Annotated in this window: 24 protein-coding genes; 15 read left to right on the top strand and 9 right to left on the bottom strand. The window is 45.0% G+C overall.

The annotated features are described in order from the left end of the window. The 9 genes from Q4A73_RS04765 to Q4A73_RS04805 form a co-directional block, all read right to left on the bottom strand. Positions 1-2,286, bottom strand: a 2,286-nt coding sequence (locus Q4A73_RS04765) for a chemotaxis protein CheW (RefSeq protein WP_303206298.1), incomplete at its 3' end; no start/stop codon positions are given. Between the two features lie 3 nt (positions 2,287-2,289). Beyond that, the gene (locus Q4A73_RS04770) at positions 2,290-3,246 is read right to left on the bottom strand and encodes a chemotaxis protein (protein WP_303206299.1); all 957 of its coding nucleotides are present in this window, start codon (positions 3,244-3,246) and stop codon (positions 2,290-2,292) included. After that, on the bottom strand, positions 3,225-3,854 hold the full coding sequence (locus Q4A73_RS04775) for a UDP-2,3-diacylglucosamine diphosphatase (RefSeq protein ID WP_303206321.1): 630 nt from the start codon (positions 3,852-3,854) through the stop codon (positions 3,225-3,227). Before Q4A73_RS04775 ends, Q4A73_RS04770 begins: the two co-directional genes overlap by 22 nt. Before the next feature lie 216 nt (positions 3,855-4,070). Then, complete coding sequence (greA, locus tag Q4A73_RS04780; RefSeq protein ID WP_303206300.1) at positions 4,071-4,556, bottom strand: transcription elongation factor GreA; 486 nt, start codon at positions 4,554-4,556, stop codon at positions 4,071-4,073. A 9-nt stretch (positions 4,557-4,565) separates the two neighbouring features. Continuing rightward, positions 4,566-5,675 carry a lipid-A-disaccharide synthase gene (lpxB, locus tag Q4A73_RS04785; RefSeq protein ID WP_303206301.1) on the bottom strand — a complete coding sequence of 370 codons (1,110 nt, stop codon included), beginning with the start codon at positions 5,673-5,675 and terminating at the stop codon, positions 4,566-4,568. Then, positions 5,672-6,286, bottom strand: coding sequence for a DNA methyltransferase (locus Q4A73_RS04790; RefSeq protein WP_303206302.1), 615 nt, complete (start codon positions 6,284-6,286; stop codon positions 5,672-5,674). Before Q4A73_RS04790 ends, lpxB begins: the two co-directional genes overlap by 4 nt. After that, complete coding sequence (locus Q4A73_RS04795; RefSeq protein WP_303206303.1) at positions 6,286-7,692, bottom strand: site-specific DNA-methyltransferase; 1,407 nt, start codon at positions 7,690-7,692, stop codon at positions 6,286-6,288. The genes Q4A73_RS04790 and Q4A73_RS04795 overlap by 1 nt, the downstream gene beginning before the upstream one ends. Next, positions 7,682-10,555: a DEAD/DEAH box helicase family protein gene (locus Q4A73_RS04800; RefSeq protein ID WP_303206304.1), complete on the bottom strand. Its 2,874-nt coding sequence runs from the start codon at positions 10,553-10,555 to the stop codon at positions 7,682-7,684. Before Q4A73_RS04800 ends, Q4A73_RS04795 begins: the two co-directional genes overlap by 11 nt. Positions 10,556-10,576: 21 nt before the next feature. Beyond that, the gene (locus tag Q4A73_RS04805) at positions 10,577-11,326 is read right to left on the bottom strand and encodes a hypothetical protein (RefSeq protein ID WP_303206305.1); all 750 of its coding nucleotides are present in this window, start codon (positions 11,324-11,326) and stop codon (positions 10,577-10,579) included. Between the two features lie 105 nt (positions 11,327-11,431). Here Q4A73_RS04805 and surE point away from each other — a divergent pair, with 105 nt between their 5' ends. From surE to Q4A73_RS04880, 15 genes are all read left to right on the top strand, one after another. After that, positions 11,432-12,202, top strand: coding sequence for a 5'/3'-nucleotidase SurE (surE, locus tag Q4A73_RS04810; protein ID WP_303206306.1), 771 nt, complete (start codon positions 11,432-11,434; stop codon positions 12,200-12,202). A gap of 1 nt (position 12,203) precedes the next feature. After that, a complete protein-coding gene (locus tag Q4A73_RS04815; protein WP_303206307.1) occupies positions 12,204-12,860 on the top strand; it encodes a ThiF family adenylyltransferase in 657 nt (218 codons plus the stop codon). A 15-nt stretch (positions 12,861-12,875) separates the two neighbouring features. After that, complete coding sequence (gene pseI / locus Q4A73_RS04820; protein ID WP_303206308.1) at positions 12,876-13,904, top strand: pseudaminic acid synthase; 1,029 nt, start codon at positions 12,876-12,878, stop codon at positions 13,902-13,904. 87 nt (positions 13,905-13,991) lie between these two features. Then, entirely contained in the window at positions 13,992-15,920 is a 1,929-nt protein-coding gene (locus Q4A73_RS04825; protein ID WP_303206309.1) for a motility associated factor glycosyltransferase family protein, read from the top strand. A gap of 212 nt (positions 15,921-16,132) precedes the next feature. Then, a complete protein-coding gene (locus Q4A73_RS04830; RefSeq protein WP_303206310.1) occupies positions 16,133-16,402 on the top strand; it encodes a methyltransferase domain-containing protein in 270 nt (89 codons plus the stop codon). Next, entirely contained in the window at positions 16,368-16,817 is a 450-nt protein-coding gene (locus tag Q4A73_RS04835; protein ID WP_303206311.1) for a class I SAM-dependent methyltransferase, read from the top strand. Before Q4A73_RS04830 ends, Q4A73_RS04835 begins: the two co-directional genes overlap by 35 nt. Beyond that, complete coding sequence (neuB, locus tag Q4A73_RS04840) at positions 16,814-17,818, top strand: N-acetylneuraminate synthase (protein WP_303206312.1); 1,005 nt, start codon at positions 16,814-16,816, stop codon at positions 17,816-17,818. Before Q4A73_RS04835 ends, neuB begins: the two co-directional genes overlap by 4 nt. After that, positions 17,754-18,956 (top strand): UDP-N-acetylglucosamine 2-epimerase, encoded by a 1,203-nt coding sequence (neuC, locus tag Q4A73_RS04845; protein ID WP_303206313.1) that lies wholly within the window; start codon positions 17,754-17,756, stop codon positions 18,954-18,956. The genes neuB and neuC overlap by 65 nt, the downstream gene beginning before the upstream one ends. Continuing rightward, entirely contained in the window at positions 18,956-19,984 is a 1,029-nt protein-coding gene (locus tag Q4A73_RS04850; protein WP_303206314.1) for a nucleotidyltransferase family protein, read from the top strand. The genes neuC and Q4A73_RS04850 overlap by 1 nt, the downstream gene beginning before the upstream one ends. Then, positions 19,965-20,882 carry a Gfo/Idh/MocA family protein gene (locus Q4A73_RS04855; protein ID WP_303206315.1) on the top strand — a complete coding sequence of 306 codons (918 nt, stop codon included), beginning with the start codon at positions 19,965-19,967 and terminating at the stop codon, positions 20,880-20,882. Before Q4A73_RS04850 ends, Q4A73_RS04855 begins: the two co-directional genes overlap by 20 nt. Then, positions 20,879-21,592 (top strand): acylneuraminate cytidylyltransferase family protein, encoded by a 714-nt coding sequence (locus tag Q4A73_RS04860; protein WP_303206316.1) that lies wholly within the window; start codon positions 20,879-20,881, stop codon positions 21,590-21,592. The genes Q4A73_RS04855 and Q4A73_RS04860 overlap by 4 nt, the downstream gene beginning before the upstream one ends. Next, entirely contained in the window at positions 21,592-22,368 is a 777-nt protein-coding gene (locus Q4A73_RS04865; RefSeq protein ID WP_303206317.1) for an oxidoreductase, read from the top strand. The genes Q4A73_RS04860 and Q4A73_RS04865 overlap by 1 nt, the downstream gene beginning before the upstream one ends. Beyond that, a complete protein-coding gene (locus Q4A73_RS04870; protein ID WP_303206318.1) occupies positions 22,368-22,535 on the top strand; it encodes a hypothetical protein in 168 nt (55 codons plus the stop codon). Before Q4A73_RS04865 ends, Q4A73_RS04870 begins: the two co-directional genes overlap by 1 nt. Then, positions 22,535-24,301, top strand: coding sequence for a 6-hydroxymethylpterin diphosphokinase MptE-like protein (locus Q4A73_RS04875; RefSeq protein ID WP_303206319.1), 1,767 nt, complete (start codon positions 22,535-22,537; stop codon positions 24,299-24,301). Before Q4A73_RS04870 ends, Q4A73_RS04875 begins: the two co-directional genes overlap by 1 nt. Then, positions 24,294-24,502, top strand: a 209-nt coding sequence (locus Q4A73_RS04880) for a hypothetical protein (RefSeq protein ID WP_303206320.1), incomplete at its 3' end; no start/stop codon positions are given. The genes Q4A73_RS04875 and Q4A73_RS04880, both read left to right, overlap by 8 nt.

Consider the following 24,502-nt stretch of genomic DNA (forward strand, 5'->3'; position numbering starts at 1 on the left):
TAATTTCAAATTTTTTCTCACCACATTTTCCAAATACTCTGGAGAATAAGGCTTGGTAATATACTCGGTCATACCCACTTCAACCCCCCTCAAGCGATCCGTTTTACTCGTCCTTGAAGTAACAGCAATGAGGGGCAATTGTCTGTATTTAGAATACTTACGAATTTCACCCGCCAAAGTGTAGCCGTCCATCCTCGGCATCTCAATATCAATGAGTATCGCGTCGATATCATGCTCTCCCGATTTGATGAGATTGAGCGCTTCAACGCCGTTAGTCGCTTCAATCAAGCTCACCCCAAGCGGCTCCAAAGCCTTTTGCATCAAGGTTCTGTCCATCTTGGAATCATCCACAATCAAAACCTTATAATCGCTTGGCTGCTCCTTAGGCTTTTTCGCGCTCGATTCAATCTGCGCCTTGATGTCCACCTTAATCTCTTTCGCCATATCCATCATAGCGCCAACATCAATAATAAGCGTAACCCTACCATCACCGCGAATGGTCGCACCTGCTATACCTTGGATATTTTGCAAATAATCACCCATTGATTTAATAACAATTTCTTCTTGCCCCACAAGGGTATCGACTATAATTCCAAGCTTAGACTCTGCCACACCTATAATAACAACATAAGTTTGATCCCCACTTTCAAGCACTTGCTTGACTCCAAAGACATCAGAAAGCCTCACAAGAGAAAGCACTTCTTCACGCAAGCGCAAGACATTCTTGCCCTCAATGGTGTAAATATCATCAATAGGCACCCTCACCGTCTCAAGCACTGAAGCGAGCGGGATGGCGTAAAATTCCTCCTGTGTGCCCACAAGCAGGGACTGGATAATGGCCAAAGTCAGTGGAATTTTAAGCTTAAAAGTGCTGCCCTTGCCAAGCTCACTGTCGATTTCTATGATGCCATTGAGCTTTTCAATATTCGTTTTCACCACATCCATACCCACGCCACGACCCGATACATTCGTAACTTTCGCGGCCGTTGAAAAACCCGGCTTAAACACCAAAGCAAAGGCTTCCTTATCGTTCATCTGATCGGCTTCTTTTTCAGTGATGAGATTCTTCTCAATGGCCTTAAGCTTGAGCCCGTTAGCATCAAGCCCCTTTCCGTCATCGGTAATCTCCACAACGATATGATTGCCCTCGTTATAAGCCTTAAGCTGCACCACCCCTCTTTCTGGCTTACCATTTGCTTTACGCGTGGCTGGATCTTCAACGCCGTGGTCGCAAGAATTTCTAATCATATGCATGATAGGATCGCCAATTTCCTCGACAATGGACTTATCAAGCTCGGTTTCTTCACCCGTGATTTCAAGCTCTATTTGCTTGCCAAGCTCACGGCTCAAATCCCTCACAACACGTGGGAATTTATTAAAGACCTTAGCGATAGGCTGCATTCTCGTTTTCATCACCGCAAGCTGGACATCTGTGGTAATGATGCTAAGTTGAGAAACAACTTGATTCAACTCCTCAAGGAATTTCTCGCCCTCATAACGCTCCTCGACATCATCATAAATTTTCAACAAGCGGTTTTTACCCAAAACAAGCTCACCGATTAAATTCATCAAATGATCCAGTCTCTTGACCTCAACGCGTATGGTCTGATCCATCGCGCCACCGCCTCCACCACCAGCAGCGGGGACTTTTTTATCGCCATCCCCCCCCACTGCCTTTTGGGTGTTTGGTTGCGGAGGCGTTTGACTTTGCTTCTTTTGAGCGCGTCTTGCCTGATCCTCAGCCTTGCGAACCTTCAAAAGCCTCTCAATCTCCGCCTCCACTTCAGAGTCGCTAAGCTGATTGACATCAAGATCCGGCTCTTGGGCTGGAATTTCAGCCTTTGGCTCCTCCTTTTTTTCCTCTTTTTGGGCTCCGTTAGCGCTCGCCTCTACCTCGCCCTCAGAAATAGCCGTAAGCCGCGCACAAATAGGCTCTATATCCATACCAATGGCGCTATCATTGCCATTATCGCGAATGGAGTTGAGCAGGGTTTTCATCCTGTCAATGGACTCAAGCACGACATCCATGATGTCCGGCGTGATTTTAAGCTCTCCGCGCCTTGCTTTGTTTAGCACATCCTCCATATGATGCGTAAGTTTTGTTAAAACATCAAAATTTAAAAAGCTTGACGAGCCCTTCACCGTGTGAGCAACGCGGAAAATTCGGTTAAGCAGTTCCAAGTCCTCAGGATTGGACTCAAGCTCCACTAAATCATGGTCGATTTGCTCAACTAGCTCAAAAGCTTCAACCAAAAAGTCTTCAAGTATTTCTTGCATATCTTCCATAGTTTACCCCTGTTTTTGAGATTGATCTTTTTTCATAACCTTCGCGACCTCATTAAAGAAATCACTCGCGTTAAATTTCACCAAGTAGCTTTCACCGCCCGCTTCTTGAACGCCCTTTTCATTCATAAATTCATTGGACAAAGAAGAGTTGAAAATAAGAGGGATGCCCTTGAATCTCTCATCCTCCTTGATGCGCGCGGCGAAGTGGAAGCCGTCCATTTGCGGCATCTCGACATCGCTTACGATAATCTTAAGCACCTGAGGCAAATTCTCCCCATAAACCCCCGCAAGCTCCTCAAGCTTACTCAGTCCCTCAACGCCGTCCTTAGCCTCGACAACACTAAAGCCCATCTGCTGCATCATATCCTTCACGCGCCTTCTGGCCGTCATGCTATCGTCCAAAATCAAAGCCGTCCCGCTGAATTTCTCGATGCTACCAAAGTCAAGCTCCGTTTTTGGCGCATAAATTCCAAGATCCTCAACCACGCTCTCAAGGTCCAAAATCAGCAAAACCTCGTCATTTTCTATACGCGTAACGCCCGTGATTTTGCCCTTATCCAAGGCCCCAGAGCCCGTTGAAAAGGTCGCTGGCTCTATATCCTTCCAATTGATGCGGCGTATCCTTTTGGCCTCATGCACGATAAAGCCTATGAGAATGTTGCTAAATTCCGTAATGATAACCCTAGGCTTTAGTAAACTGCTCTCAGGCTCGGTAATCTGCATCCACTTCGCAAGATTGACAACGGGGATAACCACGCCACGCAGGTCAAAAATCCCCTCGATATAATCGGGCACACCGGGCAACTCCGTGAGACTTGGGATTTTGATAATCTCCCTCACCTTAGAGACATTCACTCCGTAAATTCCCTCATAAATTTTGTCATGACCCTGCTTGAAGATACGAAAATCCACAAGCTCCATTTCATTTGAGCCCGTTTTTACAATATTTTCATCAAACATTCCAGACCTCTCATTTCTTTAAATTTGACTTCTTGGCAGCATTCTACTACAAAAAAACTTTTCTCATTTGCAAAACTAGCGGGATTAAAATATTTCACTCCCCCCGCGTTTAAAATCAAATTTTGATGATAATGCCCCTCCACGACCCAGGCCCCGTTCGCTTGATATTTGGCGTATCGCTTTCGGGCTAAATTTTCAAAGTCCTCGATTTTATAGCCCAAATTTTTAGCCTTTTGCGCATCAAGTATCTTTTTAGAAAGGCCATTAAAGCTGATTCGATTGAGAAAATTTAGCCCCCTTAGCAAAAGAGGCTTTCTTAAAATTCCTAGCAAAAATTGCAAAAAGCGCCCGAGAAAAATATCCCCATGTGCGAGCAAAAAGGCGATGTTTTTACCTTCACTCGTATGCAGGATGAATTTCACAGGCTGCTCCTCCTGCGGGATGATGCGCACCCTTTTAAAAAGGCGACTCAGATTAAAATCGTGATTGCCCTCAAAATAGTAAATTTCCATCCGCTCCGCTAGGCTCTCAAGCACAGAAATATACGGCTTCGCAAAGGCATGCGTGGCAGAAATTTCACCCACCAGCAAGTCAAAAATATCCCCCAGCAAAAAAAGCTGCGGCGGCAGTTTCGTCCGCGACTCCCCCTCCCGCGACTCCCCTCCTTGATGCGCCCATCCGTGCGGGTCCCCTGGCTCCTCCAAATCCCCCCCACGCTCTAGGGCCTTCAAAAATTTCCAAAGGCCCCGCCTCGTTTCATTTTCGTGCGCATCGGCCAAAAAAAGCGCCCCCTCCTTCAAAACAAGCCCTTCCAAGCCCCGCCCTCAAAATTTCAAAGGCTCATAACGCACGCTAAGGATCTCAAACTCACTCTCCCCCTTAGGCAGTCGCACCTTAAATTCATCGCCCTCGCCCTTACCCAGCATGGCCTTTGCCAGCGGGGAGGCTATGGAAATATAGCCCCTCTCAAGGTCCCCCTCACAAGTGCCCACGAGGGTGTATTGGCTCTCTTTTTCGCTTTCTAGGTCCATGATCACCACGGTCGAGCCAAATTTCACACTATCGTGCGCATAACTTGCGGGGTCTATCACTTGCGCTCTTGAAAGTATGCCTCCAAGCTCTGCTATACGGCTTTCTATAAGAGCTTGTTTTTCTCTTGCGGCGTGGTATTCGGCGTTTTCTTTCAGATCCCCGTGGCTCCTTGCCACATCGATTTCCTTCACCACCGCCGGGCGTTGATTGTCCTTTAGGTCCTTAAGCTCCGCGCTTAGTTTTTCATAGCCAAACTGACTCATCGCTTCTTTTTCCATTATTTTCCTTTAAATTTCGTTTAAAATTTTTGCTAAATTCTTAGCACTACCAAATTTTAAATACTCTTTTAAAAAGCCCACTTTAGCAAAAAAACCCTTATAATCGTATTTCTCATAGGCCTCAAAAAGCCCCTCCGCCCTCACCTGCCCTTGCAAAAACTCAGGATTTAGTGGCTCTTTCCCTGCAAAGTCGCAAAAAATATTTGCAAGTCCTATGTGTTTAAGTTTCACAAAAAGACGGGCTATGAAAATGTCAATCGCCTTTGCCTTATACGCTAGGACAAAGGGCGTCCCCACCAAAGCCGCCTCTAAAGTCGCCGTCCCACTGCAAATAAAAGCAAAATCGGCTCTTTTAAGCAAATTTGGCGCGCTGCTTTCTATTTTAAAGCCCTCCACATCGCCATAAAGGTGCATTTTGTCCAAATTAAAGGGCGGCACACAAAGCACTTTTTCGCCTTTAAAATGCGTAACTAACTCCCTAAAAATAGGCATTAATCTTATAATCTCACTTTTTCTTGACCCAGGCAAAAAAGCTATGGTTTTTTCCTCCTCTTTTTTTGTGAGGATTTTTTGCATATTAAAGTTATCTTTAAATTCGCAAATTTCATCAAGTAAGGGGTGTCCTACATAAATGCTTTTTGTAAAAAATTCCCTATCAAAAGGCAAAATAGAAGCTAAAACATCAAAATGCTCCTCCACCACAGGGATGCGACCCCTTTTCCACGCCCACACTTGCGGCAGGATATAGTAAATTTTTTTCGCCCTAACCCCCGCCTTTTTCAAAGCCTTAGCAAAAGGGATATTAAAGGCGGGTGAGTCGATGCAAAGCACGGCATTAAAGCCTCCGCCCTCTTTTTCTCTTTCTAAAGCTAAACTCACTAGCTCCTTAATCGCTCTTTTTGCCTTAAAAATAAGCGGTAAAACCTCCACAAAGCCCATCGCGCTAAATTCGTGCGCGCTATAAAGGGGGTGGCTTGAAAGGCCAAATTCCTCGCTCAAGGCCTCATCGTAAATCCCAAAAAGCTCAAATTCCCCAAAGTCCTTTTTGTAGGCTTTCAAAAGCTCTTTTAAATGTAAATTTGCTGAAGGCTCAAGCGCACAAACAATAAAGCTTTTCATTGAAACACCACATGTAAGCGTGCTTTTAGGTGGCTTTCAAGGTTAAGATATTCTTGTAAGTCAATATTATCAAAAGCGTTTAGATAGACTATTTCATCGTGTGTTTTGTTTTTGATGTAGTCAAGCACTTCTTTATCCATTTGGACGATATAAAGGCTATTTTCACATTGATAGAGCTTATCTTTTATAATGGATTCTAGCTTCTTATGGAGCATTTTGCTATTTTGCAAAGCTAGGTTTAGGGCTTTATCTTGTGGGCTTAGGTCTGCGTGGGTGATTAGCCTTAGACTATCATTTTCTTTGCTTACAAGCTCTGGCTTTTGCACCATAGTAAAAAGGCGGAAGTCTAGGTCTAGCTCTTTTGCGCTTAGTAAATCTTGTTTAGCGATTTTAGCGGCTGCTCTTTTGACGCGCTCTATCGTTATATCGCTAATTACTGGGGCTTTGCTTTTTAGGGTATTTTTGCAAAAATCATACGCTGTTTTGCTTTTTTTCTCATCGATAGCCTCATCGATTTGCACTAAGATAAATTTACGATTGCCCCCGTCTTCTTTATTTAGCTCCATTACCGCTTGGGCGGTCGTCCCACTGCCTGCGAAAAAATCAAGCACTATATCTCCCCCCCCCCCGTGTTTGTAGAGATTTTAAGTATATCTTTGATTAAAAATGTGGATTTCGGAAAAGAAAATATATCTTTATCGAAAATCTTAATAAGTTCATCTGTCCCATTTGCATATTGTGGTTTATAAAAAAAACTTTTTGGAACTCCACTTGCATAAACTTGCAGCATTTCTGTTGCACTAGGTCTCTTTTTTTGTTTAACGCCATTATCCCAAATTAAATCCCCTATTTCAATTAAGTTTTTTGCTGTATTGTAAGATGATGTCCATCTTAATTTTTCATTTTTTTTACTTAGTGGTAACAAAAAAACAAACCCCATTTTTTCATATTTTTCTTTCAAGGTTCTTATTAAGTTATCATCAAATTTTTTCGTTTTCTTATCATAAATTTTTATAAATTCATTTTCTGTTACAAGTTCTAATTTTTCATTTTTCAATAAAATTGGATAATACATAAAAGGTCTTTCTTCTCTAAAACGACCTTGTCCTGTTTTGCAAAAAGTGTTTAAAGTATAAAATCCCAAAGAATCTTCATTTTTAAATTTGTTGTCAATTTTATCTCCAAAAATATTTTCAATCTCTTTAAATCCACCACTATCATTAAGGGTAGCAATATTTTTAGCGTAACCTAAAACTTTATGTCCAACATTTGAAATAAGATTATCATTTGCCTTTCCCTTTAGATTATCTAAAATAAAAATACTATTAACAAAATTCTCTTCCCCAAAAATTTCATCGCAGAGAATCTTTAAATTTGCTTGTTCGTTATCATCTATGCTTATGAAAATTACGCCATCATCTTTAAGCAAATCTCTAGCAAGTTTTAGTCGTGGTAGCATAAAGGCTAGCCAGCCACTATGAGCTTTATCTCCGCTAGGATTGGTTAGGAAGTGTAGCACTTCGCTTTTTTCTAGCACTTCGCCATTGCTATCAAGCTTTAGTAAATCTAGCTCAATTAAAAGCTTTTGATACTCTTTGACAAAGTTATCATCATAGATAAATTTCTCGTTTTTTGTGTTGTAGGGAGGGTCGATGTAGATCATCTTTATCTTGCCATCATAGGCGGATTTTAGGAGCTTTAGGGCGTGGAGATTATCGCCTTTGATGATGATGTTTTGTGAGTGTTTGGGGTCTAGCTCTTTTAACTCTTTTGTGGTGGGGGTGGAGTATAGGGCGTTTGCTAGAGGTTTGCCGATGAAGCTTAGTCCATAGCCTTGCATAGAGCTAGGGCTAAAGCCTAGTGCTTGGCTTAAGGCGTCTAGGTTTAGTCGCTCTTCGCTTATGGTTTGGGGGTGGTGCTTTGCAAGATAGTCTAAAAGAGGGTTATGCTCTTTGGTGCTATCAATGATGTGGGCTTGTGTGATGTCTTGTTTGGTTAGTCTTTGCTTAGTTGGCATTGTTTTCTCCTTGTGTTTGTCTTAGGCACTTTAGTAGGGTCTGCTTGTTTATGCGTTTTTTGAAAATGATTTGGATATTGTCATTTTCTAGCTTTTGGCTTAGTTGGGCGAAAAATTTTTCAGCGTATTTGATCTTTTGCATTTCATTTTTTGAAATCTCGTTTTCATCATTATAGCCCTTACTCTCACAGACAAAAAAGATCTTCTTGCCATTGCTATCTTCTAAAAAGTAGGCGAAGTCTGGCTCATAGTGCTTATAAGGTGTGGGGATGCTAAATTTTGGCAGCTTGGCAAAGACTTTTATGGTCTTAGAATCCACTTTTTCATTATCTTCTTTGATGATGATGCGTTCTATCTTAGAATCATAAACGATCTCTTCATAAAGATAATTATCCGCTGGCTTGCCGCTTTCATAGTAACGCCCTAGCGTGTGGCGTGGGAGAGTCCCGCTAGAAAAGATACTTTTACTCTCATTTTTAGCGGTAGAAAAATCATAGCTTATACATTGAAGTAAATTGTGATGAATTTGGTCCTTGATGATGTTTTTTAGTGTGGTGAAAGCCTTTTTAGGAGAGTTTTTAAACTTCTCTTTGTCGCATTTGGCATAAATTTGTAGCAAAAATCTTAAGGGAAGCTTGGCTTCTTTGCTAAAGTCTAGGAGTAGATTTTGCATATCTTTAGCAAAGCTTGCTTGATAGTCTATATCGCCTAGTGTTATGGAGTCTTCTGTGATGATAATGTTTTGCTGGGCGTCGTAGCGTTTCCTCTCATAGGTGTAACTTTCTTTTTCTATATTTGTTTCATTAAATTCTTCGGCGGCTTGGTCTATGATGTCTTGCTCTTTAATGTCTTGGTAGGTGATCTTGGCTTTTTGGTTGATTTTCTCCCATAGCTCTTTGAAGTCTTTGGCTAAATTGGGGCGGATGGTAACTTGATCTGACTTTTTGTCGCCTTTTTCTATTTGATCGTGCTTGTTTGGGCTTTGACTTTCTTTGGCTTTGAAAAATTTTAGCACTTTATCAAAGCTCTCTCCTAAAAGTTCTTTGATTTTATCATCATCTTTAATACTCTCATAAATAGGGGCTTGTATGATGTAGGTATTATCACTCTCATCAAAGGCGATTAGCTTTAAATCTTCTAGGGTGGATAGCAAGCGAGAGGCTAGGCGTTGGTTGTTTAGAAGCGTATTAAGCTCATCTTGATTGATAGCCTTATCACTAAGGATATAGCTAGAATCTTCTATTTCTTTTTGCAAATTGCCTATGTAGTTTGACTCCTTTGCGCTTACGATGATATCAAGGTAATTAAGCCTATAAAAGCTATCATCATCAAAGTCCATAAATCTATGGGTGATCCTTTTGCCTTTGTCATTGACACATAAGCGAAGTCCCCTGCCTACTTGCTGATGTATGCTTATATCGCTACTTGAGCTTGCAAGCTTGGTAAGAGTAAAAATATTTGGATTATCCCAACCCTCTTGCAAAGCCCATACGCTAAAGATAAAACGCAAGGGTGTGTTAAGGGATAAAAGCTTTTCTTTCTCTTCTAAAATCATCTTAACCCCTGCGGCTTCTTTGTCATCTTTACTGCCTTTATCGCCGCTGAAATAGCCTTGATGCACTTGTAAATTTCCGCTTTCATCAAAGTCTTGTGCTAGATATGCTCTATAATTTTCATCTAAATCCTGTTTTAAAAGCTCCTCTCTTTTTGCCTTATAAAGCTCTTCAAAAGTGCTTTTGATAAAGGGCTTTTCGCCTCTAAAATCCGCGATATTTGGGATAAAAAATAAGCTTAAAGCCTTAATGCCCTTTGCAAAAAGCCTTTGCTCTTTTTCAAAATGCAAATCAATAGCCTTGCCTAAAAGGGTGGTAAGCTCATCTTCATCTAAATGATAGCTTTCGCCCTTTTTGTCTAGGATTGATTGATCGCTAAAGTAGGCTTTGTCTTTTTCTACCTTGAGTAAGGTCGCACCATTGAGCTGACTAAAGCTTTCATTAAGCCTTAGCTCTTGCTCTTTTTCTATGCCGCTTTGTGTGTAGGAGAAAATGGCTTTTTTGCCTTTGTAGGACTTTAGGAAAATTTGCGTGGAGCTTGAGCCTATAGTATGGACTTTGACTTGCTTGACAAGATATGCTCTAAATGCAGAGATAGAATCAAGGCAGTAGATCATATTGCTAAGTGCAAATTCTTTGTCATTTGGCTTTTTGCCTTCTTTAGGGAAAGTCGCGCCAAAGCGAAAGTAAAGAGAATTAAGCTTAGAAAAATACTTATTAAAAGCCTCGCCCTTTAGCAAATGCGGCTCATCGAGGATGGCGATGGGTTTGCGCGCGGCTATGTTTTCAAAAATGCTTTTGGTGGGGTCAGGAAGGCCTTCGTGGTTTTTGTTTAGCACATTGTCCTTTTTATCGATGGCGCTGTTAGTTAGGATAAGCACACTTAGCTCGTCTTCGTTTTTGATGTAGTGATAGATGATTTGTGATTGTGACTTGCTATCTGTGTAGATATAGGATTTTAAATGCTTTTTATACTCGCTATAAAAGTAGTCTTTTGTAAGCTTGATATTTTGCTTCACAGATTCTAAAATCGCCTTTCTTGGCACGAAGATGATGAATTTATTTTGCTTAAAATGCTTGTTAAGCTCAAAGATGAGATTAAGATAGGTGAAAGTTTTCCCCGTGCCCGTTTCCATTAAAATATCTAAATTTAGCTTCTCGCTGATGGTCTGCACGGGCATGGGGGTGTGCTTGTAAAATTCTTTTAAGCACTCTTTTAGGTTATCTTGCTTTTTAAAATCGAAATTTTTTAAAAGCTTAATGGCGTTTTCTAGGCACTCTTGCTGATAGTCTTGTTTTTCAAAAATCATAACGCATCCCCTCGATCAAATTTAACGCCCGCCATCGCGCTCATCCTTCAAAATGGCCACGCTCTCAAGCGGGAGGATTTTCGTTACATTACTCTCGCCCACCCCCCAGATCCTGTCCTCAAAACGCACATAGGCGAATTTACTGTCCCTAAAAATGAGCCTGCCGATGACAAATTTTTGCTTGTCCTTGAGGTAAATTTCTACCCGCGCCGCACTCAGACCCTTGGTCTTTAAAAAGCGCTCAAAGCCCGTTTCAAAAGCATGAGGGAACAGAATCGCCGCGTAGGTCAAAAGCACGAAGGCGCCAAAAATCAAGATGAAAAAATGCTTGGAATTTTTCCTTTCATAAAAATGCAAGCAGGCCGCGATGAAGAGAAAATACACCCCAAGGATGATCCCGCAAAAAATGAGCCACTTGGGGTTGAATTCGCGCATCTTCAGCCCCAAGATCAAAAAACAAAGGATGAGCAAAACCCCCGCAAAACTCACCCTAAAAAGAAAGTCTTTTTTGTCCTTTTTATGAAGCAAATAATGCGCCAAGACATTAAAAGGCAGCGCCAAAAGAGCGAAAACGAAAAAATATACGAAGGCGAAGATGAAAATCCACAAATTATCAAAACTAAGCAGCTCGAAAGAGAAAATTTCATTCACCCTCATGTAGCTTATGACGAAGATAAACAGGCACAGAGCGCAAAAGCCCAGCGTGGAAAAAAGGATGATTTTGAGGTATTTTGGCGCAAAGTCCACAAGGTCAAAAAAATCTTTTTGCATCGGGCCTACCTTCAAATGATTTAAAATTCGCATTCTACACAAGCAATTTTAAAATTTAAAATCCAGCAAAGAAGTTCTGCTAAAATCGCCCCAAAGGCACAACAGATGAAAGAAATTTTACTCACCAATGACGATGGCTTTGAAAGCGAGGGGCTTAGAAAACTCGCCAAAATGCTCAAAAAAGAATTCAAAGCCCGCATCAGCATAGTCGCTCCCGCCACTGAAAAATCCGCCTGCTCACACGCCATCACCCTCACCCGCCCCTTGCATTTTGTCAAAGTGGGGAAGGATTTTTACAAGCTAGAAGACGGCACCCCCGCAGACTGCGTCTATCTCGCCCTTGCCAAGCTCTACAAAAAACGCCTCCCCGACCTCATCATCAGCGGGATCAACAAGGGCGCCAATGTCGGCGAGGACATCACCTACTCAGGCACCTGCGCGGGGGCTATGGAGGCCGTTTTACAGGGCGTGCCAGCCCTAGCGCTTTCGCATTATTTTGAAAAAAGCTCCGCCCAAATCGACTACAAAAACGCCCTCAAAATCACCCGCGAGCTAGTGGGGCGCATTTTTCGCGAGGGCTTTCCTTTAGATAAAAAGGAATTCTTAAACGTCAATTTCCCCGACTCAAGGGCTAAATTTCAGGGGCTTAAGGTCTGCAAAGCAGGCAAGCGGCTTTATAATTTCAAGGCGCATTCTGGCATCAACCCCCGCGGCGTGGAGTATTTTTGGCTACCCAGCTCCAATTTAGACCACGAAGAGGACAAAGGCGCCGACATCACGCTTTTGAGGCGGGGCTTTGCGACCCTCACGCCCATCATGCTGGATTTGACCGCTTACAAGCGCATGAAGGCCCTAAAAAAATGGCTAAAGGACTAAGATGAAGGACAGATTCACGCGCGTAAAATGGCTCTTGGGCGAGGAAAATTTCAAGCGGCTTTCTCAGGCTAAAATTCTCATTTGCGGTCTTGGCGGCGTGGGCGGCGTGTGTGCGGATGCGCTCTTTCGCTCAGGGCTTTGCAGACTCACCCTCATCGATGCGGATCGCTTTGAAATCACCAATCAAAACCGCCAACTTCACAGCGAGCACACGGGGGAAAATAAGGCCGAAGTTTTTGCAAAAATTTATAAAGTAAAAGGCGTTGTGGCTAAAGTCGATGAAGAATTTTTAAGCACATTTGACTTAATCGAATTTGATTTAATCATCGATGCCATTGATGACATCCCCGCAAAGGTAGCCCTAGCCGGGCGCGTGGATTTTAGCCGTCAAATTTTCATCTCAAGCACGGGCGGGGCGCGCAAACTTGACCCCACGCGCATCAAAACGGCTAGCATCTTCAAAACGCACGGCGATGCCCTAGCGAAAAAATTCCGCTATGAGCTTAGAAAGGCGGGCTTTAGGGGAGATTTTGAAGTGGTTTTTTCGGATGAGGGGCCGCATTGTAAAAATTTGGGCTCCTTCATGGGCGTTACGGCTTCTTTTGGTTTGGCACTGGCTAGCCTAGCCCTCAAAAAACTGCTCGAAAAGCCGATATAACGCGAAAGGACGGGCATGCAAATTCATCATTTTGATACTCGTAAAAAAGTCTTCATCATCGCCGAGCTTTCAGCCAATCACGCAGGCAGCTTAGAAAGGGCTTTGGACACTATAAAAGCCGCTAAGGAAGCGGGAGCGGATGCGATAAAGCTTCAAACCTACACTCCCCACAGCCTCACGCTTGATAGCGCGAAAGAGGATTTTCTCATCAAGGGTGGGCTTTGGGACGGGCGGAGGCTTTTTGAGCTTTATGAAGCAGCGCAAACGCCTTATGAGTGGCATTCTCAGCTTTTTGAAGCGGCGCAAAATTTAGGGCTCATTTGCTTTTCTAGTCCCTTTTGTGAGGAGGATGTGGCCTTTTTACGCCGTTTTGACCCCCCCGCTTATAAAATCGCCTCTTTTGAGGCTAACGACCCAAATTTTGTGCGTTTGATAGCGCGGGAGAAAAAGCCTACTTTCATATCCACAGGCATAGCCACGCAAGAGGAGCTAGAAGAGTCGGTGCGTATTTTTAAGGAAGAGGGAAATTCCCAGCTTTGCTTTTTAAAATGCACCTCCGCCTACCCCGCGCCGCTTGAGGATTTGAATTTAAACGCTATTGTGGCGTTGCGAGAGAAATTTAAGCTTGAAGTGGGACTTAGCGATCATAGTCCCGGGCATTTGGCGGCGGTTTTGGCTGTGGCTTTGGGGGCACGGGTGATTGAAAAGCATTTTATTTTAGATAAAGGTGTCAAAAGTGAGGATAGTGCCTTTAGCCTTGATAAAGAGGAATTTAGGGCTATGGTGAGGGCGGTGCGCCAGGCGGAGATGGCTTTGGGAAGCGGGGGGCTAGAGCTTGATGAAAAAGCCCTTAAGAATCGCCATTTTGCAAGGAGTCTTTACGTGAGTGCGGGTATTAAAAAAGGCGAGGAATTTAGTGCGGCAAATGTCAAATCCGTCCGCCCCAGCCTAGGACTGCATCCGCGTTTTTATCTCGAGCTTTTAGGACGCAGGGCCAAAAGGGACCTCGAGGCAGGGATGGCTTTGACTGAGGAGGATTTATGATTTTAAGCCTTTATCCGCAAAACCTATTTAACGGGGGGGGGGGAACGCCTCGCATCCTTGCACGCGTCCTTGCAAGAGGGGCGCGAAATGAGCCTCTTCGAAAAAAATTTGCTAGCCTGTCGCAATAGCTACATCGTAGAAAAGCTACTCACCATGCAAAAGAGTAAATTCAAGCTCATCCCGGGCGCGGATCCTTTGGACCTCAATATCCAAAACACCCACACCGGCCGCCCCCTTTATCAAAACCCCCTAAAAGAAACCCAAGCGATGCTTGAGCGCTACGAGGAGGAGTATCCCCTCTATCCTGTGCTGTATTTTTACGGCTTTGGCAACGGGCTGCTTTTTAAAGCCCTACTTCAAAGCCCTCATCATAAATTCATCGTCGTTTTTGAAGAGGATGTGGAGCTTTTATACACCCTCTTTCACGCTTTGGACTTTAGCGCTGAGTTGGCTCACAAGCTCATCATTTTAGACAGTGCCGAGAGTGATATTGAAATTTATCAAGAAATTTTTAGCAATTTCATCACTTGGACGCGGCTTTATTTTTTAGAGCCTGTGAGTGATTATTATGCTAACGATGCACTTTTAAACCTAAGCTCCAAGCTAAGCGCCCTGCTTTTCAAGCTGGTCGTGCAAAGGGGTAATGATTCCAAAGACGCCCTGCAAGGTCTGCAGCAAAACACCCTCAACCTCCCTCAGATGATAGCGCGCCCCACTTTCCAAGAACTTCTGGCCAAGAGAAGGGGACTTTGCGAAAGCGCCATCATCGTCTCCACCGGCCCAAGCCTAACCAAGCAACTGCCGCTTTTGAAAGAGGTGCAGGATAGAGCGCTCATTTTTGCAGCCGATAGTGCCTACCCCATACTTTATCAAAACGCCATTAAGCCGGACTTCGTCCTCTCCACAGAACGCATCGCCTACACGAGCGAATTTTTCAATAACGACTTTGGAAAATTCAACGAGGGCATTATTTTTTGCATCAAATCCCTCACCCATCCCAACACCCTAAGCTACCTCAAGGACAGGGCTTACATGCTCGTTTGGGATGGGAATTTTTACTCCCAAAGTCTAGGGCTTCATCAATGGGGGTATTTTAATATCGCAGGAGGCGTGAGTAACATGGCGCACAATCTGGCCTTTGAGCTGGGAGTGAAAAACATCATCCTCATCGGGCAAGACCTAGCCTATGCTGAGGATCTCACCAGCCATCCCGAGGGCTATCTCTACGGCGTCGATGATATGGATGAGGCGCAAGAGCACAAGGAAAATGTCCCCCTCGAGGCCTACGGTGGCGAAGGGACGGTGCGTAGCTCTAGGATTTGGAGTGTTTTTAAAACTTTGTTTGAAAATAGCATCATCGTGATGCAAAAATCAGGCGTGCGAACCATCAATGCCACAGAGGGCGGCGCGCGCATCGTAGGCAGCGTGGAAATGCCCTTTAGTGAGGCTTGCGAGCGCTTTTTTAGCGCGCCCTTCGATAAAAAATCTTTCTCCCCCTTGCTGCCTTTGAGTAAAGAAAAGCAAAAAGAATTCTCTCTCAAAGCCTATTTTAAAGTGATGCAAAACATCAAAGCCTGCGGGAAATTCTGCGCCGACTTGCAAAAGCTTCACACCGAATTGATTCTAGAGCAAAGCAAGCTTCAAACGCTAGGACTTGATGAGGGCATCAGAGTCCTAAAGGGCCTCAATGAGCGGGTGGATGGCTTTAAAAATAGCCTAGAGACGCTAGAATTTAGCAATTTATTTTTAGAAATCCTCATCCCCTACATCTTTCAGTTTGAGTGCAACTTGGCTAAATTTTATGTCCTCAACCCCAAAACAAAAGAGGATGTTTTCAACAAAAACGCACTGTGGTTTAAGGAGCATTTAGAATTCATGGAAAGCGTTTTTTATCAAATCCAAAACCAAGCCCAAACCCTAGTAGCCGCCCTTGTCCCCCTCGAGGATAGCCTTGAAAAACACGGACTGAGAAAGTATAGGGATAAAATCAAGCAAAAATTAGAGCGTGCGGGGTGAGGGACGTGGATTTAAACCCCTCAGCGCCCGGGCAGGAGCATGCGGAGATTTAGGACGAGGCGCTTAACTGGGTACTTTGCGCAGTAAAGGGACGGCGTGGCGAGCCTTCCCGCTTTAGCGGGACGGGGGCTTTAGCTTTGCTACTTTAGGTCGGGCCTGTTCGCCCGTTAAAAGATAGGTAAAAAAGAATATTAAACAAGGAGAAAAACAAAATGCAAAATTCACTGCAAGCTTACACCGATAAGTATGACAAAAAGGGCTACGGACTGCTTTATCCTGATGGACATATCGTGCGTTTTTATGAGAGGATTTTAAAATACAAGCTCGCAAAAAAGCCGGGGAGGCTCCTGGACTTTGGCTGCGGTAATGGGGTGCATAGTGCTTATTTTCAAGGCAAGGGCTATGAGGTTTTTGGCATAGACATCGTGTCAAGCTTAAAAAAGGCTTATGAGGACCTCACTGCAGTGCGGGGGGGGGGGTAAGTGCCACATCATCAAGCCCAACGCCAGCATCTCGGGGCTTTTTGAGGAAAATATGGACCTCATCCTAGCTAATCAAAGCCTTTATTATCTACCGCTTGAAAGCCTTAGGCAAATCGTGGAGGAATTTTACGCCCTGATGAATCCGGGCGGAGTGCTTTTTGCTACGATGATGAGCGAGAAAAATGGCTATTTCGCCCACGCTGGCAAGCCCGATGCAAAAACAGGACTCAGAGAGGTGAAGATAAGCGGCCGACTCAATGAAACGAGCTTCATCCGTTTCATTGGGGATGCAGAGGAGCTAAAAGAGCTTTTTAGCCCCTTTAAAAGCTATCTTTTAGGCGAGTATGATCCGATTCATTTTTATGATTTTGAGGGCAGCGCGCATCATTTTATCTATGTGGGAGTGAAAGAGTGAAAAAAACCCTAATCATCGCCGAAGCGGGCGTCAATCACAACGGCGATTTAACCCTAGCCAAAAAGCTCATCGAAGCCGCCGCCAAAGCGGGGGCCGATGTGGTGAAATTTCAAAGCTTTAAGGCCGAGCTTTGCGCGAGCAAGGTGGCGGTGCAGGCCGATTATCAGGTGAAAAACACAGGCCTTAGTGAGAGTCAGGTGGCGATGCTAAAGCGCCTTGAATTGCCTCTTGGAGCCGAGGCGGAGCTTTTAGAACATTGCGAGCGGCACGGCGTGGAATTTTTAAGCACGGCCGGGGATTTAAAAAGCCTTGAGCTTGTGATGAAAATGGGCCTAAAGCGCCTCAAAATCCCCAGCGGTGAGCTTACCGACCTGCCCTACCTCAGGGCGGCGGGGCGTTTTAGGGGGCAGATTTTACTCTCCACAGGCATGGCGAATTTGGGCGAGGTGGAGGCCGCACTTTTGGCCTTGGAGGGATCTGGCGCGAGGCGGGAGGACATCACGCTTTTGCACTGCACGAGCGAGTATCCCGCGCCCTTTTCTGAGGTGAATTTGAGGGCACTAAAAACCCTGCGCGAGGCCTTTGGGCTTGAAGTGGGTTTTTCTGACCACACGGAGGGCATCACGGCAGCTTTGGGTGCGGTGGCCTTGGGCGCGCGGGTGATTGAGAAGCATTTCACTTTGGATAAAACGATGAGCGGGCCTGATCACAGGGCTAGCCTTGAGCCTTGTGAGCTTAAAGCGCTTTGCGAGGGGGTGCGGCAGATGGAGTCGGCGATGGGCGATGGGCTGAAGAGGGCCAGTGCGAGCGAAGCGAAAAATATCCCCATCGTGCGTAAAAGCCTTGTGGCGCGGGTGGCGATCAAAAAGGGTGAGGAATTTAGCAGGGCAAATTTGACGACCAAGAGGCCGGGCAGTGGGGTGAGTGCGATGCTTTATGAGGACTATCTGGGGCGGCGGGCCCTGCGGGACTATGAGGGCGATGAGCTCATCGATGCGTAAAATCGCTGTGGTAACGGCCACGCGGGCGGAGTGGTATTTGCTGGGGCGCTTGTGCCGGGAACTGGAAGCCGATGATGAAATCGAGCTTGGGCTCTTCATCACGGGGGCGCATTTGAGTGCGGATTTTGGAGAAACGGGGCGGGAATTTGCGCATGAATTTAAGCGAGTGTATCGCATCCCTATTTTGCAAGGAAGGGACGATAGTCTGAGCCTTTGCGGGAGCTTTGCGCGGGCGGTGGAGGGCTTTAGCGGGGCCTTTTTGGAATTTGGGCCTGATATTGTCGTGCTTTTGGGCGATCGCTACGAGATGATGGCGGTGGGCTGCGTGGCTTTGATGATGCATTTGCCCCTGGCGCATCTTTGCGGCGGGGAGCTGACCCTGGGCGCGATGGATGAGGGCATACGGCATAGCCTTAGCAAGATGGCGCATTTGCATTTTGTCAGCACTGAAATTTACAAAAAGCGCCTGATGCAGTTGGGTGAGGAGGGGGAGAGGATCTTTAATGTCGGCTCGCTTTCTGGGGAGAATGTGAGGGCCTTAAAACTTCTTAGCAAAAAAAAGCTGGAGGCGGCTTTGGATTTTGAGCTTGGAGAATTTTTTCTCATCACTTACCACAGCGAAACCTTGAATTTAAAAAACACGCAAAAAGAAGTGGAGAGGCTTTTGAGGGCGCTTGATGCGCAAGGAGGGGTGCGGCTGCTTTTTACTAAGGCAAACGCCGATGAAGGCGGGCTTTTGATCAATGCTATGCTGAAAAATTACTGCGAAAAAAATTCTCATAAAGCAAGACTTTTTGATAGTCTTGGCGCCTTAAAATACCTCAGCGCCCTCAAACACGCTCGCGCGGTGGTGGGGAATAGCTCCAGCGGGCTTAGTGAGAGCATTTTTTTCAAAACTCCCTGCATCAACATCGGCTCAAGGCAGGAGGGTAGACTGCGGGGGGGGAATGTGATCGATTGTGCGATGAAAGATGTGAAAAAGGCCTTTGAAAGGCTTGAGAGTAGGGAATTTCAAAAAAATTTAAAGAGCGCGAAAAATCCCTTTGCGAGCAAAAAAAGGCCCTCCAAAATCATTAAAAAAATCTTAAAAAAAGCCGATTTGAAAGGCATTTTAAAGAAAAATTTCGTGGATCTGTGATGGATATAGCAAGACTCAAGCTTTCCCCCAGTGCTAGCATCAAAGAAGCGCTTGAAATAGTTGGTTTGGAGCGTGTGAGGATGGCGATCATCGTAGATAGCAGGGATAAATTCCTAGGCATACTCTCAGACTCAAACATCCGCAAGGCCCTAGCGGCGGGGGCAAGTTTGCAAGATCCCATCAAAAATATCTACACGAAAAATCCCATCACCATCAAAGAAAACACCAGCAGGGCAGAGATTTTAAAACTCAGTTCAAAGTGGGATATTTATGATTTTCCCGTTCTTAACGAGCGGGGGCAAATCCTCCACATCCTATCCATATCCTCCCTACTCTCACGGCTTCCAAATCATGTCGTGATCATGGCCGGAGGGCTTGGAAGCCGCTTGAAGGAGCTTACAAAAGATACACCAAAGCCCATGCTAAAGGTCGGCAAAAAGCCCATTTTGGAGAGCATCACGCAGAGGCTTTCGGCGCAAAATTTTGAAAATTTCATCTTTTGTGTCAATTACAAAAGGCAGGTGATCGAGGATTATTTTGGGGACGGGAGGGATTTTGGACTGAAAATAAGCTACATCAAAGAGCGCAAAAAGCTAGGCACAGCAGGGGCCTTAAGCCTCATCAAGCAGCCCTTTAAGCATAGTTTTGTGGTGATGAATGGCGATATTTTAACCGAGCTTGATTTTAACGCCCTTTTAAAAGCGCATCAAAAAAGCAAGGCCCTAATGAGCGTTTGCGTGCGTGAGTTTAGCTACCAAATCCCCTACGGAGTCATCACACAAAAACGCGGCTTCATCACACACATCAAGGAAAAGCCCTTGCAGAAATTTCTAGTGAGTGCGGGCATTTATGTGTGTGAGCCGCAAATTTTAGGGCTTTTGGAAAAAAACGCCCCCCTAGACATGCCCCAACTCATCGAGCGCGCGATGCAAGTGGGGCGCGTGAATAGCTTTTTGCTGGAGGATTACTGGATCGACATCGGACGCTTTGAGGAATTTAAAAGGGCAAATGATGAATTCAAGGAGTAAGGCCCTCATCGTGGGCCTTGGCAGCATAGGCAGGAAGCATTATGAGGCTCTTAAAAATTTGGGCTTTGAAGTGGCGGTGCTTTCAAAAAGCGTGCAGAATTTTCAGGGCAGACTTTACCGCTCTTTTGAGGAGCTTGATTTGGAGGAATTTGACCTCTTCATCATCGCCAACATCACCTCCCTGCACTTACAAACGCTAAAATTCATCGACGCGCGCGTGCGAGGCAAAAGCATACTCATAGAAAAGCCCCTTTTTGAGCGGCATTATGATTTTACGCCCAGCGGGGAAAATAGGCTTTTCGTGGCCTATCTTTTGCGCTTTCATCCTGTGGTGGGGCATCTTAAAGCCCTCATTGAAAATGAGGAGGTTTATTTTGCGAGCTTTGAGTGCGATTCTTACCTGCCTTCTTGGCGGGGGGGGGATTATAGAAAAAGCTACAGCGCGAAAAGAAAGCTCGGCGGCGGGGTGCTTTTGGACCTTTCTCACGAGTTAGATTTGGCCCTTTTCCTCTGCGGCGGGGGGAGGCTTGACTTTGGCGAGGCGGTGAAAATTTCAGAGCTTGAGCTAGAAAGTGATGATTTTGCTTTTTTGGCTTTGCGGAGTGGGGCGAAAGGGTGGGAGCGGCGGCTGCACATTAGGGTGAATTATTTTTCTAAATTTGAGCGCCGCGTCGTTATAATCCACACGAAAAAGCATAGTTTTAAGGCGGATTTAAGGGCGCAGAGCTTGGAAATTTATAGCCCCAGTGGCGCGGAGAAATTGAGCTTTCAGGGCGACACGATGCAAAATTTACAGGCCCTACACCGCGCAATCTTAAACGAAGATAAAAATTTATGCACCCTTGAAGAGGGGCAGAGGCTTTTAAAAATTTGCGATGAAGTGAGGGGATTAAAATGAGTCAAAAAGTGCTTTGCACTATTTGTGCTAGGGCGGGAAGTAAGGGCGTAAGAAATAAAAATCTCCGTCCTATCGCCGGGCTTGAGCTCATCGCTTATAGCATTATCCAGGCGCAAAATTCAGGGCTTTTTGAGCATATCATCATCAGCACCGACAGTGATGAAATCGCTAAAATCGCACAAAAATACGACGCGGAGGTTTTTTTCAAAAGAGAGGCCGCTTTGTCCTGTGATACAGCGGCGAAAGTGCCTGTGATGCGGGATGCTTTTTTGAGAACTGAGGCGCATTTTGGGCTCAAATTTGACACCCTCATCGACCTAGATGCTACCGCGCCGCTTCGCAGGAGTGAGGACATTAAAAGGGCTTACGCGCTTTTTAAAAGCGGGGATTATGAAAATTTGATCACAGGCGTAAGAGCACGGCGTAATCCCTACTTCAACCTCGTCGAGGCGCAAATGGGGGGCGGCTTTGACACGGCAAAGCCCTGCACCTTCACCCGCCGCCAAGATGCGCCCCTGTGCTATGATATGAATGCGAGTATTTATATTTTCACGCGCGCGAGACTCCTTGCGCGTGATGATGTGTTTGGAGAGAAAACCGCACTTTATGAGATGGGCGAGGAGAGTGCTTTTGACATCGATAGTGGCTTGGACTTTGAAATCGTGGAATTTTTACTGAAGCGGCGTGGTTTGAAACGGGAGGAATTTTAATGCTAAAAGAAAAGGTGGTTTTCATCGCGGGTGCTTGCGGGCGCATAGGCAAGGCTTTGAGCCGTGCGGTTTTAGAGCAGGGCGGCGGGCTTGCGGCGGCAGATATCGATACAGCGGGGCTTGAGAGGCTAAAAGCAGAGCTTGGCGCGGAATTTGGCACGGAATTTTCAGAATCGATTCTCGCCCTCCCGCTTGACATCACGGATAAAGAGGGACTGAATTTGGCCTTTGAAAAGGCGGCTTGTCGTTTGGGTAAAATCGACGGCTTTGTCAATGCAAGCTACCCTCCGCTAAGGCATCAAAGGCCTTATTATGAGCTTGAGTTTGGCGAAATTTGTGAGAATTTAAACGCACATTTGGGGGGCTTTATCCTAGCTTCACAGGAGGCGGTGAAGTTTTTCAAAAAGCAAGGCTGGGGGAATATTATAAATTTCAGCTCTATTATGGGTGTGTATGCGCCTAAATTTGAAAACTACGAAGGCACTACTATGCAAAGCTCACTTGAATACAGCGTGATAAAAGCGGGGATTAATCATCTTGGCAAGTGGCTAGCCAAAGAGCTTTTCAATACAAACATTCGCGTTAATACCCTAGCCTGTGGGGGCATTTTAGACGCACAGCCGCAGAGCTTTTTGAGGGCTTACCGTGCGTGTTGTGCGAGTAAGGGTATGCTTGAGCCCGGTGATGTGTGCGGGACGGCGGTGTTTTTACTGAGTGATTTGAGTATGCAAATGACGGGACAAACTCTAGTAGTAGATGATGGTTGGGGGCTGTGATGAAGTGGAGTAAAAGTCAAAAGGAGCTTTTTAAGAAAAATTTAAAGGCTTTGGGAAATCCTAGCCTCAAAAACAAACTTGAAGCGGTGAAAAAATCCTCCTTCAAGCTTATTTTTGGCAAGGAAAATTTAGACATTAATCTCGCTAGTGCGGGGGGGGGGGGGTGATGTATAAAAACGCCCTTCTTGAATTGAGGCAAAGTCTTGATTTTTATCAAAATGAGTGCGGTCTTTATCCTGTGCTTTATTTTTACGGGCTAGGTAATGGAGTGCTAGCTAAGGCCCTGCTTCAAAATGAGCATTTGAAATTCCTTGTTATTTTTGAGCGCGATTTGGGGCTTTTGTGGAGTATTTTTCACTGCCTTGACTTTTCTAAAGAGCTTAGGAGTGACCGCCTTTTGCTTATCGCAGATTATAATGATGAGAGGCTTTTTAGCTTTGTGCGAGCTGAGATTTTTCTGCAGTATGCGAGGACCTATTTTTTGACAATGCAATGTGCTTATTATCAAAAAGATAGAGAGGATTTTGAGCGCGTGGATGCTCTTTTAGCAGAAAATTTAAATCAAGCTATGTTATTTTTTGGTAACGACAGTGAGGATGCTTTGCTAGGCATCGCTAACTTCATCCACAACCTCCCAGAATTTACCAGTCGTCCCACCATCGGCGCCCTTATCCATACATATAAAAAACGCTTTCCAAACGCCCTCATCGTATCCACAGGCCCTAGCCTCACCAAGCAACTCCCCCTTTTAAAAGAGGTGCAGAAAAGGGTTTTCATCATAGCAGCCGATTCGGCCTACCCCATTTTGATGCGAGAGGGGATAAGGCCGGATTTAGTTTTGAGCTTAGAGCGCATCAGCTTTACGAGTGAGTTTTTTAAAGAAAGCTTTGAGGGCGATGAAAAAGTGCTTTTCGTGCTAAAAAGTATCGTTTGCCCCAAAACGCTTCAGTATTTAGGAGAGAGGAATTTTATGGGGATTAATGGGGGTGCGAGTTTTGACGCACTTTTAAGGCTTCGCGATTTTCCTCTTTTTTCTATGGGTCCTAGCGTGGCGAATTTCGCCCTGCATCTTGCCCTACTTTTGGAATTTGAGAGGATTTTTTTCATCGGGCAGGATTTGGCCTATGGAGAGGATTACCGCTCACATCCGCAGGGCTATTTGTATGGCATACATGACTTGGACGAGGCAGGCGAGAGGAAGGAAAATTTGCGCGCCCCCGCTTACGGTGGAGTGGGTGAGGTGAGGACGAGCTTTATTTGGCAAGTTTTTCGTAGGAATTTAGAGGAGGTCATCGGTATCGCAAAGGCTAAAATTTACAACGCCACAGAGGGCGGCGCGCGCATAAATGGCACGGTAGAAAAGCCCTTTAGCGAGTGCTGCGTGGAATTTTTTACCCAAAATAAGCCCAGTCCTGTTCCACTTAGCATTTTAAACTCTAAAAAGCAAGAGGAAATTTTACTCCGAGCTTGCCATAAACTGCATTATTTCATAAAAGTGGGTGAAATTTTCGTCCAAAAGCTCAAAACTCTACACGAAGAAATCACGCAAATTTTAATGCAAGTTTCACTTCTGGATTTAGAGTCTGAAAAACTCCGCCTCTATAAAGCTAGCATAGAAAAGCTTGACGCCCTTAAAAATTGCGTAGAAAAGGACGAGGGCTTTGAATGCCTTGGGATTATCTTAAGTCCTACCTTAATGCAGTTTGAATTCAACCTTGCCCCGCTTTTTGTAAAGCAGGTAAGAAGCACGCAGGAGGCTTTGGAAAAAAATGAGCTTTGGGTAAGCCGTCATCTTGCTTTAGTGGAGGAATTTATCCGCCTAGCCCTAGCACAAAATGAAACCATCCGCACTAACATTACTCCACTAGAAGAAGAAATCAAAAAACGCGGTTTTGAAAAATATCTCTTGAAAATCAAGGAAAAAAATGCCTAGTTTAGTTTTGGAAAAAAATTTATCCGCCCTGCAGGATTTGCGCTTGAGAGGAGCACTTGTTAGCCTTAGGACTTCACGCTGGAGGGCTATTTTTACCCTAGAGGGCGTAAATTTTGAGGGGGGGGGGGGTCGCTTGGTCGATAAGGATATTTCGCGAGAAAAGGAGGCGTTAAGCGCGCTTTATTATTCCAAGTATACCAA

It is taken from the genome of Campylobacter sp. (assembly GCF_030528245.1).
Taxonomy (GTDB): domain Bacteria; phylum Campylobacterota; class Campylobacteria; order Campylobacterales; family Campylobacteraceae; genus Campylobacter_D.